The organism is Campylobacter sp. (genome assembly GCF_052170435.1).
Lineage (GTDB): Bacteria > Campylobacterota > Campylobacteria > Campylobacterales > Campylobacteraceae > Campylobacter_A.
Genome location: NZ_JBQNAN010000030.1, coordinates 1 through 11,645 on the forward strand (window position 1 = coordinate 1; position 11,645 = coordinate 11,645).

Below are 11,645 nucleotides of genomic sequence, written 5' to 3' on the forward strand. Positions count from 1 at the left end.
CGCCGGACGCCGCATCATCGGCTCGTTTAGCGCCGCCTCAAACGTCACGGGCGTCATTAGCGATTATAAAAAGATCAGCGAGCTAATCAGGGCCGCGGACGGCATCGTCGCCTTTGACTGCGCGGCGCTGAGCTCGCATGCAAATTTAGATTGCGACTACTTTGACGCGATTTTCCTCTCGCCGCATAAGTTACTTGGCGGACCTGCTAGCTGCGGGCTTTTGGCGATCAAAAAGGAGCTGCTCAGTAGCGATGTGCCGACCTTTGCCGCAGGCGGGACGGTCGCCTACGCCAGCCGCGAAGGACACGTATTTTTGAAAAACCCCGAGCAGTTAGAAGAAGGCGGTACGCCGCCTATCATCGGGCTTATGCGGGCAAATTTGGCTTATGTGCTGCGAAACGAAGTCGGTTTTGAGAGGATAAAAAGCGCCGAGGACGAGCTCGCACGTCTTTTTGAGAGCGAGCTAGCGGGCATTGACGAGATCATAAACTACGCTCCAAAGGGCGCGCCGCGGCTACCGATAATTTCCTTTAACGTGCGTGGCGTCTCGGCGTATGATTTCGCCGCGAGCCTTAGCAACGACTTTGGTATCCAGATGCGCGCGGGCGTGATGTGTGCGGGCCCGTACGCTCACGATCTGCTGGGTATCAAGGAGGGGCGCATGCCGGAAAGCAAACCTGGCTTCGTGCGCGTGAGCCTGCACTACACGCACACCGAGCAAGACGTGCTATATCTCGCGGGCGCGATAAAATCCTGTATCAAAAAGCACCGCGAGCTTTGGGGCGAAGAAAAGGCGATGTATGAGATGTTCGGCGGGAAAATTTAAATTTAAGCGGGTTAAATTTGGCTCGTAAAAAGGTCAAATTTGAGCAAATCAAAAACATGCGGTCAAATTTGAAATTTTACGTCGTCAAGATACGGGTTTGGGCGGTCAAATTTGATTAAATTTAAAAAATAAAAAGAGTAAATTTAAGAGAGAAAAAGGGCGCAAAGCGCGCCCGAATCACGCAAATTTAAGCCGTAAATTCGGCTCAAATTTGCGCGTAAATAAAATTAGTTCTTGCGGGTATTCGCGTCAGGCGTGAAAAGCGGCTTATCTAGCAGCTTAAAGTCGCCGATAAATTTCTGACCCTCTTCGCTCGTCGCCCACTCGATAAATTTATTCGCGTTTTCGATATCGGCCTTAGCGCAGTGCTTCGGATTTACCGCGATTAGCGAGTAGAAGTTCTTTAGGTCGTTGTCGCCCTCGTTGATGATAACCATCTCAGGCGCGCCTTTTTTGGTGTCCTCGTACTTGATGTAGGTGCCGCGGTCGGTGAACGTCACGCCCTTTTGCTCGGCTGCAGCGTTGATGGTAGCTAGCATGCCTTGGCCTGTTTGCATGTACCAGCCGTCTTTTTCAGGCACTTCGCCGACGATTTTTTTCCAGATACCTTTTTCTTTGTTGTCGGTGCCTGATTTATCGCCGCGAGAGAAAAATTTGATATTCTCTTTTTTGATTAGCTCAAAGCTCTCTTTTATGTCTTTGCCTTTAAATTTATCGGCGATAGATTTATCGGCGATGACGACGAAGTCATTGTACATTACGGCTTTTCTCTCGACGCCAAAACCTTTTTCAACAAATTCTTTCTCAACTTTTGGCGAATGCACAAAAAGTATGTCCGCATCGCAGTTTTCGCCTAGTTTTAGAGCCGCTCCGGTGCCTACCGCCGTCCATTTGATATCGACGCCGGTTTTTGCCTTATACGCAGGATAGATTGCGTCTAGTAGTCCCGTATTATCGGTGCTGGTAGTGGTAGCCATGATGAGTTCGCTATCGCCCGCGAACGCCAAAACGCTCGCAACTAGCGAGCCTAATATTACTTTTTTCATTTTTCTCCTTTTTTAAAAAGTATGCTATTATAGCACATTAAATTAACCTTAGAAATATGCGGAGAAAGAATATTTGGATTTTTTACTAAACGGATTTTTGGAGGCCTTTAGGCTGCTCTTTAGCGGCGACGAGGAGACGTATTCGGCGATCAGAGCGACGCTTTACACTTCGAGCGTTTCGATATTTTTTGCGATTTTAGTCGGCTTTCCGCTTGGATTTACGCTGGGATTTTACGATTTTCGCGGACGGCGAGTATTACGATTGCTTAGCGATACGGCGCTTGCGATGCCCACCGTTGCGATCGGGCTTATTTTGTACGCGTTTATCACGCGAAACGGTCCCTTTGGCGAGTTTGGACTGCTTTTTACGCTAAAGGCCGTTATGCTCGGCCAGTTCGTGCTGGCTCTGCCTATCATCGTCTCGCTAAGTGCTAGCGTCGTAGAAAATATGGATAAAAAGCACTACCTAACCATCCTAAATTTACGCCTGAGCCCGCCAAGGCTAGTGGGCTGCGTGCTTTACGAGCTAAGATACGCTTTGATGGTGGTCGTAGCTACGGCGTACGGGCGTATCGTAGCCGAAGTCGGCGTAGCGATGATGATCGGCGGAAATATCAAATACTTCACCCGCACGATCACGACCGCGGTGTCGCTGGAGACGAATAAGGGTGAGTTTGCGATGGGTATAGCGCTGGCTTTGGTGCTTATCTTTATCGCGTTTGCCGTAAATTTGACGATACACGCGCTAAAAAGGCTGGATAAATGAAATTTGATAAATTTAGAAATTTTACGCTCGCAAAATGCGGTCTAGGCGCGTCAAATTTGAGTCTTTGTGCAAATTTAACGAGAAAGGCGCACAGTGATAAACATTAGAAATTTACGCCTAAACTATGGCGCGAGCGAAATTTTAAACATCCCGCGCCTTGATATCGACGTTAGCAAAATCACCGCGCTAACGGGCAGCAACGGCAGCGGCAAAAGCACGCTAATGCGAGTGATTTCGTTTTTACAAAAGCCCACTAGCGGCGAGGTGCGGCTGTGGGGAAGCAGCGCGCCTAGCTTAAATTTACTGCGCGACGTTAGCGTTTTGCTACCAGAACCCGCGCTTTTAAAACGCTCCGTGAGGGAAAATTTTAGAGCCGTTTTAAAAAGTCGCGGAGTGCTTGCGGAATTTGAGCAAAGGGCGAGCGAGGCGTTAAATTTGGTCGGGCTTGACGAGAGCTTTTTGAACAAGCGCCACTTTGAGCTTAGCTCGGGACAGACGCAGCGCGTTAGCTTTGCGTTAAATTTGGCGCTTAGATCGCGGCTATATCTGCTTGACGAGCCGACAAATAGCGTGGACGTGGGTACCTCAAAGCTTTTCGGCAAAGCGGTGCTTTACATGCGGCAAAGATACGGCTGCGGCTTTGTGATCGCTAGCCACGACGACAAATGGCTAAGCGCGGTCGCCGAAGAAAACGTCTTTTTGCACAAGGGTCGCGTGTGCGAATTTGAGTACAAAAATATTTTCGACGCGCGGGACGGGGTTTTAAAATTTGACGAAAACGCGAGCGTAAATTTGCCGTCAAATTTGCGTAGCGCCGTAAAGATCGCCGTAAATCCCGGCAAAATCACGCTAAGCAAAACTCCTATAGATGGGTGCTTGAGCGGTGTTTTGCACTCGGTTTCGCTCTATCTTGGTAAAGAGCTTTTGGTGAAAATCAAGGTCGGCGACTTTTTGATTAAAACGCTGGCGGCAAATTCGCAAAATTTTAGCGTCGGCGAAAATATTTATTTTAAATTTGACGAGGGAGCGTTTTTGGGGCTTGAGTGAGCCCCGAAATTTTGCAAATTTCGCTCCTGATTTTAAATTTAGGCTCGTTTAACGCCCGTTAAAATAGCCGAGTTAAAAGTAAATATCAAAATGAAGCGTAAATGCAAGATATATGCGCAAATTTCATATTTCTTTTATCCCCTAAAATTCGCTACAAGTAATATGCAATTAAGGCATATTTAAGCGTATATTAATTTTTTTAATTTATTTTTTTTTAAGTATAAGAAATAAGCCAAAAAGTAGTATAGTTTCACAATCGAGAAAAATCTCAAAAAATAGATAAAAATGATAAAGGAAGGCGATGACTAGCAAGGGCGAATTTGCGGCGGGACGCGGGCTTTACTACTCGCTATTTTCGCGTTTTTTCGTTTTTAGCCAAGACGCCGATAGATTTAGCGGCCTAAATGCGATGCTAGGACTTGCCGCAGCTCACGCTCTAAATGAAGAATCGGCTGCCGCGATAATGCGGATACAGGCAAAATTCGACGAGAAAAATCCGAAAAATTTAGCGGATGAATTCGATGAAATTTTCCACGCTCCGCCAAGTCCGCTTAGAAACTCGCTGTCGTACTATGACGAGGGCTACGAGGTCGGACATGCCTGCGCGAAAGTGCGTAAAATTTTAGCCCGCACCGACCTTAGGCGCGACGAGGCTAAATTTAAAGAAAACGAAGATAACGTGGGCTTCGTGTTTGCGCTAATGAGCGAATTTATCGCACGAGAGAGCGAGTTGGAGCTATACGGCGAGCTTGAGGAGCAGCTTTTTAAAGAGATCATAAACCCAAACATCGACGAGTTTATAGAGAATCTTTTTAACCACGAAAGCAGCGAAATTTACAAGGATGTCGCGGTGCTACTGCAAGGATTTATCGAGTTTGAGCGCGTAGTTTTGAGCGCGCCGCGCCCTATAAATCAAGGCGAAAACAAAAAGACTTTGGACGGAGTTTCAAGATCCGAAGCCATAAGAAGACAAAAAAATCGAGTGAGAAAGATAAAAGCCATGGAGGAAGAAAATGCAAAAAAATAGGCGAGAATTTCTAAAAAAAGCCGGCATCGCGGGCGCGGTAGCGGCTACGGCCGGAGCCATAACGGCAACGGCGTCAAACCTAAAATCCGGGAAAAGTAAAAAGACCGAGGTGCTTTATAAGAGAAGCAAAAACTGGGATCTATACTACGAACAAGCGAAATAAATAAAATTTAAGAAAGGATGAATATGTCTGAGGCAAATTTGCGTCTTATGCCCCACTCAAACGCAGTCGGGCGAAGATCGTTTTTAAAAATGGCCGCGCTAGCGGGCGTAGCGGGTGGCATGAGCGGACTGGCTGCTAGCGGCGTAACTAGAAGCGCGACCAAAGAAGAGATGGCAAATCCGTTTCCAAACTCTAAAATCGTAAAAACCGTTTGCTCGGTTTGCTCTGTGGGATGCGGAGTGCTAGCCGAGGTAGAAAACGGCGTTTGGGTACGCCAAGAGGTAGCTCAAGATCACCCGGTAAGCGCGGGCGGTCACTGCTGTAAAGGCAGCGACGTCATCGATATGGTACGCTCTCACTGCCGCGTAAAATACCCGATGAAAAAAGTCGGCGGCAAATGGAAACGTATCAGCTACAAAGACGCGCTTGACGAGATCGGCGCCAAACTAAAAGCATATCGCGAGAAAAACCCTGAACAAGTGATGTTTCTGGGCTCTGCAAAAGACAGCAACGAGCAGAGCTACTATATCAGTAAATTCTCTGCGATGTTTGGGACGAACAACCTAGATCACCAAGCAAGAATTTGACATAGCGCAACAGTCGCCGGTGTGGCGAATACGTGGGGTTATGGAGCTATGACTAATCACCTTGGAGATATCCAAAACGCGAAGTCTATCTTTATAATCGGCGCAAATCCGGCTGTAAACCACCCGGTAGGATTCAGGCATTTTCTAAAAGCGAAAGAAAATAACGGCGCGAAGCTGATCGTGGTCGATCCAAGATACACGAGAACTGCTGCAAAGGCTGATTACTTCGCTCAAGTTCGCCCAGGCACGGACATACCTTTTATGTACGGTATGATAAATTTGATATTTGAAAACGGCTGGGAAGATAAGAAATTTATAGACGACCGTACGTACGGTATCGACGAGATCCGCAAAGAGGCCGCAAAATGGACGCCCGAAGTGGTCGAAGACGTGACGGGAGTGCCGGCTGCGACGCTAAAAGAGATAACGGAAGTTTTCGCTAAAAACCGCCCTGGATCGGTCGTTTGGGCGATGGGTCTAACTCAGCACACCATAGGCAGCTCAAACACTCGTATCGCTCCTATCCTGCAACTAGTACTAGGAAATATGGGCGTATCAGGCGGCGGCTGCAACATCCTGCGCGGTCACGATAACGTCCAAGGCGCCAGCGATATGGCAAACGCGCCCGATAGCTTGCCTGGTTACTACGCTAAAAACGAAGCCACGTGGAAATACTTCGCTAAAATGTGGAAAGTAGACTACGAGTGGCTACAAGGAAATTTTGTAAAACCTGAATGGATGTTTAAGCCGGGATTTACCCTAGCTCGCTGGTGGGCGGGCGTACTTGACGGTAAAAACGGCAACGACTCAATTGAAAACGCAGGCGATAGCCTAAAAGCACTTGTGGTTATCGGCAATGGTATAACTTCAACAGCGCAACAAGTAAAAGTACAAGAGGGCCTTGACGGACTCGAGCTTTTGGTATTGCTTGATCCTTTTGTAAACGACGCCGGCGTTATAACAAATAAAAAAGACGACGTATATCTACTACCTGCGGCGACGCAGTTTGAGGGTAGTGGCACGGTCGTAGCTACAAACCGCAGCGGCCAGTGGAGAAGCCAGGTCGTAGAGCCTCTGTTTGAGAGTATGCCAGATCACGAAATTTTATTTGAGCTTGCAAATAGAATAGGCTTTTACGACGAGCTAACTCGCACGATCAGAGACTCCGAGGGCAAGATCGAGTGGCCAGAAGCTGCTACTCGCGAGATCGCTAGCATCGTAAAAAGCATCGGTCTAACGGGCTGGACTCCGGAGCGTCTAAAACGCCATCAAGCTAACTGGGATAAATTTGACGAAAAAACGCTAATGGGCAAAGAGGGTACCGAGGTAGCTGGCGAATACTACGGCTTGCCGTGGCCTTGCTGGACGGAAAAACACCCGGGCAGCCCAAATTTATACGATATAAACAGGCCGGTAATGCAAGGCGGTATGGGCTTTAGAAACCGCTTCGGACTAGAGCATAACGGCGTAAATCAGCTAGCGGCCGACGGTAGCGCGCCTGTAGGCGGCGCTCAAAGCGGCGGATATCCGGAGATCAAAAAAGATAACATCGAAAAGATACTAGGCATCACGCTAACTGATGAAGAGCGCGAAAAAATGGGGGCTACGTGGGCAACCGACGCTAGCAACATAATCGCCGAAAAATGCATGGAAAAGGGCATCGCTCCGTACGGCAACGCAAGAGCCAGAGCGGTAGTTTGGACCTTCGTCGATCAGATACCGCAGCACAGAGAGCCTATCCACTCGCAGCGCCAAGATCTTGCGCAGAAGTATCCGAGCTTTGAGGATAAACCGAATCACTACCGCGTATTTACGAAGTATAAGAGCTTGCAGCTAAGTAAGGATTTCTCGAAAGAATTCCCGATAAATCTAGTCACGGCTCGTCTCGTAAACTTTAGCGGCGCGGGTATGGAGACGCGTGCTAGTATGTATCTAAGTCGCCTAACGCCTGAGATGTTTGCGGATATCCACCCTGAGCTTGCGGCTAAACACGGCATTAAAAACTGGGATTTCGTATGGATTCATTCGCCTGAAGGCACTAAAATCAAGGTACGCGCTAGAATCGTACCGTCGGTCAAGCCTGATATGATTTTCTTGCCGTTTCACTGGGCCGGACACATGCAAGGCGTCGATATGACGGGCAATTTCCCTGACGGCACGAAGCCTTATACGGTAGGCGAGAGCGCAAATACCGTCACCAACTACGGCTACGATATAGTCACTCAAATTCCAGAAACAAAAGGCGGTCTATGCCGCATAGAAAAGGCGTAAAATGAGCGAATTTAACGATAATAATAGACTTAAATTTTACTGCGACGACGATAGATGTATCGACTGTAACGGCTGCGCGGTAGCTTGCGACGAGGCTCACGAGCTACCTCTTGGTATCCGCCGCCGCCGCGTCATCACGCTAAACGAGGGCGTACCCGGCAAGGAAATATCAACCTCGATAGCCTGCATGCACTGCGAGGATGCTCCGTGCTCGCTGGTTTGTCCGGTTGATTGCTTTTACATCAGAGCAGACGGCGTCGTGCTACATGACAAAGATATCTGTATCGGCTGCGGATACTGCTTATACGCGTGTCCGTTCGGCGCGCCTCAGTTCCCGCGCGAGGGAGTGTTTGGCGCCAAAGGTTCGATGGATAAGTGTACGATGTGTGCAGGCGGTCCGCTACCGACGAATAGCGAAGCCGAGCGCGAAGAGTACGGTCAGGATAGAATTTCCGAAGGCAAAGTACCGGTTTGTGCGGCGATGTGCTCGACAAAGGCTCTGCTAGTAGGCGAATCGGCTATGATAGAAAAAATCTACGGCGATAGAGTCAAGGCTCGCGGCTACGGCTTTAAAGACCTAAAACAAACTCCGACCTGGAAGCTTGCTTATTACGCGGGCGACAGGCTAAAATACAGCTTCTAAATTTATCCGCTCCGCTCGCTTTGGCGGGGCGATTAGTCTCATCAAATTTGACGCGGTTTGTCTGCGTCAAATTTGACTCACGCTTCTTTAATTTCATTAAATTTTACATGGATAGTTCGTCAAATTTGAATGCTGGTAAATTTAAAATAAAAGTGGATAAATTTAAGTAGAAAAAGGGCGGTCTCCCGCCCTAAATTTAAGCCCTTACAGGCGATAAGTACGGATTTGCTGAGTGCATCGACATCTCGTTTTGCTCTCTAAATTTAATAAACTCCTCTTCGCTTAGACGCCTGATATTTGCTATCGTCATCTTTAGCGGCGTGATGCCCGAGAGCGGATCGGGATCGCCCGCGTTGGCTAGCTCGTTGCCGTCGGCCTCGCTGTAGTGGAAGGTCGTAAATATCGTGCCTTCTTTTAGATCCGGATTTACGCGCAGTTTGGCGGCGATCTGACCGCGTTTGTTTTGTACGAGTGCGTAGCAGCCCTCCTCTAGCTCCCTCTCGCGAGCGATATCGGGGCTCACCTCGATGAGCGCGCCCTCGACGCCTGCGCCGTATTCAAGAGCCGGACACTCTCTAGTCATCGTGCCCGTGTGGTAGTGATAGACCTTGCGTCCGGTCGTAAATAGGCATGGATATACCTCGTCTGGCACTTCGCTAAGCGCGCCGCTACCGACTGGGTAGCCCTCCGGGATATTCATCTTGGCTCTAAATTCGGCCTCAGCCTTTGCGCGCTCCTCTTTATCGTCTACGTAAAGTACCGGCGCGAAGCGGAATTTACCGCCAGGCAGCATAGACTTGTGATCTTCGTAAAGCACCGGCGTACCGGGATGCTCCTCGTCTGGGCAAGGCCAGCTGATACCGCCTAGCTTGCCTAGTCTATAGTAGCTGATACCGCCGAAAAATTTAGGCATAAGCTCCCTTAGCTCGTTCCAAATTTGCTCAGGGCTCGCAAAGTCAAACCCCTCTAGCCCCATGCGGTTTGCGATGTTGCAAACGACCTTCCAATCAGGCTCCACGCCGTTAACGGGCTCGCTAGCCTTGCGCGTGCGTTGGACGCGGCGAGAGGTGTTGATAAAGGTTCCGTCCTTTTCGCCCCAGCCCGCGGCAGGTAGCACCACGTCAGCCTTGTGCGCGCTTTCTGTGAAAAACAAATCCTGCACGATAAAGCAGTCTAGATGATGCACGGCGTGGACGAAGTGCTCGGTCCAAGGATCGCTCATTACGGGATTTTCGCCGTAGACGTAGAGGACTTTTAGCTCGCCGCTATCCATTTTATCGGGTGCTTGCGTTAGCTTAAAGCCCGGAACCGGATTTAGCTCAAAGTGCCATACTTTGCGCGCTTGCTCCTGCGCGTAAGGGCTGTTTACCGCGCCTGCCGGGATGACGTTAGGCAGCGCGCCCATGTCGCATGCGCCTTGGACGTTGTTTTGACCGCGCAGAGGATTTACGCCCGCACCCTTTTTGCCTAAATTTCCCGTTAAAACGGCTAAATTTGATAGCGAAAAGACGTTTGACGTACCGTCGCTAAACTGCGTGATGCCCATCGTGTAGCAAATCGCCGCCGCGCCTGCTTTAGCATACATCCTAGCTGCCTCTATGATAAGCTCTTTTTTTATACCGGTTTCGCGCTCGAAACGCTCGGGCGTAAAGTCCTTAACCGCTTCTTTTAGATATTCAAATCCCTCGGAGTACTTCTCGATAAACTCGCTATCTTGCAAATTTTCGGCGATTATGACATGCATCATCGTATTTAGCGTTTTGATATTTGCTCCGATCGGGATTTGCAAGAAAATATCGGCTTTTTTGGCCATATCGGTGCGCTTTGGATCTACGACGATCATCTTTGCGCCGCGCTGAAGGCCGCGCTGCATCTGCATAGCGATGATCGGGTGGCACTCGCTCGTGTTGGTACCGATGAGTAAAAATACGTCCGTGTCAGTCGCAAATTCGACCAAATCATTAGTCATCGTTCCGTTTCCTAGCGTGCTGGCAAGACCTGCCACTGTAGGAGCGTGTCAAAGACGGGCGCAGTGATCGACGTTGTTGCTGCCCTGGGCGCGGAAAAATTTCTGGAAAACGTAGTTATCTTCGTTGTTTGAGCGCGCGGAGCTAAAGCCCATGATCGAGCTTGGGCCGTATTTTTCGACGGTGGATTTAAATTTATCCGCGAGGAAATCATAAACCTCCTCAAAACTCACTTCTTCAAGCTCGCCGCGCTTGTCGTAGATGCCGTTTAGCTTTCTCATCATCGGACGACTTAAGCGTTTAGGAGAGTTTACGAACTCCCATCCGAACATTCCTTTTAGGCAAAGCTCGCCGTCGTTTACGTGGTGGTCTTTGCTAGGTTTGGCATCTACGATTCTATCGTTTCGCACGATAAGATCGATACCGCAGCCCGTACCGCAATATGGACAGGTAGTCTTTACGATCTCTTCCATTTTTGCTCCTTTCTGGTATTACTGAAATTTATGAGATTATTATACAACGGCAAATATAAATTTAGTTTTAAAATTAGTATAATTCTTTAAGAATTATTTAAGTAATATGCAAATTTAGCATATTACTTTTTAAATTTATAAAGCATAATATATGGCTCATATTGTACTTCGGTACAATAGATTTTTGCATAAAATATATGTATAATCAGCCCGTAAATCAAAATTTATACTAAGGAAAACAATGGCAAACAAAGTAGGCATCGTAAAAGATATAAGCGGCGGCGCAGCTACGGCGGTAGATAGTAGCGGCAATAAAAGAACGCTAAATATAGGAGACGTAGTATATCTAGGAGAGGTTATAAAGACCGATAGCCCTTCTGCAAAAGTAGTAATAGCACTAAATAACGGTAAAGAAGTCGCTCTTGTGGGCGAGGATACTTTGTCGCTTGATCAAAGCGCGGTAATTAACGAAGGTTTTGGCGGCGAGGCCGTAGCTGACGTTTCTGCTATTCAGCAAGCCCTACTTAACGGCATGCAGCTTCAAGATTTGGAAGAGACTGCTGCAGGCGGCGGCTCTGTTGCTTCTTCTGACGGCGTTAGCTTGAGCCAAGTTTCATTTTTGCAAGGCGGGCATATATCTAACGTTAATACAATGTATGGAAATTTAGGCAATGTGGTAAATAGCGCAAATCCGCTTCAGTCTGCTTATGGTAGCAGTAGTAGGCCAAGTCTCGCATCTACTCAGGAAAGCAATATCCCGACGCCAACTCCAACTCCGACGCCAACTCCAACTCCGACGCCAACTCCAACTCCGACGCCAACTCCAACT

The 11,645-nt window shown here is 48.4% G+C and carries 10 protein-coding genes; 8 read left to right on the top strand and 2 right to left on the bottom strand.

Features of this window, described 5'->3' with window-relative positions:
• On the top strand, nucleotides 1-826 hold an 826-nt coding region (locus ACTTJF_RS09265), incomplete at its 5' end, for an aminotransferase class V-fold PLP-dependent enzyme (RefSeq protein ID WP_442551721.1).
• A 227-nt stretch (nucleotides 827-1,053) separates the two neighbouring features.
• On the opposite strand, the gene tupA is transcribed toward ACTTJF_RS09265, so the two are convergent.
• Nucleotides 1,054-1,872, bottom strand: coding sequence for a tungstate ABC transporter substrate-binding protein TupA (gene tupA / locus ACTTJF_RS09270; protein WP_185897887.1), 819 nt, complete (start codon nucleotides 1,870-1,872; stop codon nucleotides 1,054-1,056).
• 73 nt (nucleotides 1,873-1,945) lie between these two features.
• Here tupA and tupB point away from each other — a divergent pair, with 73 nt between their 5' ends.
• The 6 genes from tupB to fdh3B all read left to right on the top strand — a co-directional run bounded on the left by tupB (nucleotide 1,946) and on the right by fdh3B (nucleotide 8,376).
• Nucleotides 1,946-2,638, top strand: coding sequence for a tungstate ABC transporter permease TupB (gene tupB / locus ACTTJF_RS09275; RefSeq protein WP_314391197.1), 693 nt, complete (start codon nucleotides 1,946-1,948; stop codon nucleotides 2,636-2,638).
• A 93-nt stretch (nucleotides 2,639-2,731) separates the two neighbouring features.
• On the top strand, nucleotides 2,732-3,685 hold the full coding sequence (tupC, locus tag ACTTJF_RS09280; RefSeq protein ID WP_442551722.1) for a tungstate ABC transporter ATP-binding protein TupC: 954 nt from the start codon (nucleotides 2,732-2,734) through the stop codon (nucleotides 3,683-3,685).
• 301 nt (nucleotides 3,686-3,986) lie between these two features.
• On the top strand, nucleotides 3,987-4,712 hold the full coding sequence (locus ACTTJF_RS09285) for a TorD/DmsD family molecular chaperone (RefSeq protein WP_442551723.1): 726 nt from the start codon (nucleotides 3,987-3,989) through the stop codon (nucleotides 4,710-4,712).
• Nucleotides 4,699-4,875 carry a twin-arginine translocation signal domain-containing protein gene (locus tag ACTTJF_RS09290; RefSeq protein ID WP_442551724.1) on the top strand — a complete coding sequence of 59 codons (177 nt, stop codon included), beginning with the start codon at nucleotides 4,699-4,701 and terminating at the stop codon, nucleotides 4,873-4,875. Before ACTTJF_RS09285 ends, ACTTJF_RS09290 begins: the two co-directional genes overlap by 14 nt.
• A 47-nt stretch (nucleotides 4,876-4,922) precedes the next feature.
• On the top strand, nucleotides 4,923-7,733 hold the full coding sequence (locus ACTTJF_RS09295; RefSeq protein ID WP_442551727.1) for a molybdopterin-dependent oxidoreductase: 2,811 nt from the start codon (nucleotides 4,923-4,925) through the stop codon (nucleotides 7,731-7,733).
• Between the two features lies 1 nt (nucleotide 7,734).
• Nucleotides 7,735-8,376, top strand: a complete 642-nt coding sequence (gene fdh3B, locus ACTTJF_RS09300) for a formate dehydrogenase FDH3 subunit beta (protein ID WP_004321074.1) — start codon at nucleotides 7,735-7,737, stop codon at nucleotides 8,374-8,376.
• 196 nt (nucleotides 8,377-8,572) lie between these two features.
• Here fdh3B and ACTTJF_RS09305 read toward each other — a convergent pair whose 3' ends face one another.
• Nucleotides 8,573-10,816 (bottom strand): molybdopterin oxidoreductase family protein, encoded by a 2,244-nt coding sequence (locus ACTTJF_RS09305; protein WP_442551725.1) that lies wholly within the window; start codon nucleotides 10,814-10,816, stop codon nucleotides 8,573-8,575.
• Between the two features lie 241 nt (nucleotides 10,817-11,057).
• Between ACTTJF_RS09305 and ACTTJF_RS09310 the strand changes: the two genes are divergently transcribed.
• A partial coding sequence (locus ACTTJF_RS09310; protein ID WP_442551726.1) for a retention module-containing protein occupies nucleotides 11,058-11,645 on the top strand: 588 nt, incomplete at its 3' end.

Coding starts and splice junctions, on each gene's coding strand:
- tupA (WP_185897887.1), bottom strand. CDS start 1,872: ATGAAAAAAGTAATATTAGGCTCGCTAGTTGCGAGCGTTTTGGCGTTC.
- ACTTJF_RS09285 (WP_442551723.1), top strand. CDS start 3,987: ATGACTAGCAAGGGCGAATTTGCGGCGGGACGCGGGCTTTACTACTCG.
- ACTTJF_RS09290 (WP_442551724.1), top strand. CDS start 4,699: ATGCAAAAAAATAGGCGAGAATTTCTAAAAAAAGCCGGCATCGCGGGC.
- fdh3B (WP_004321074.1), top strand. CDS start 7,735: ATGAGCGAATTTAACGATAATAATAGACTTAAATTTTACTGCGACGAC.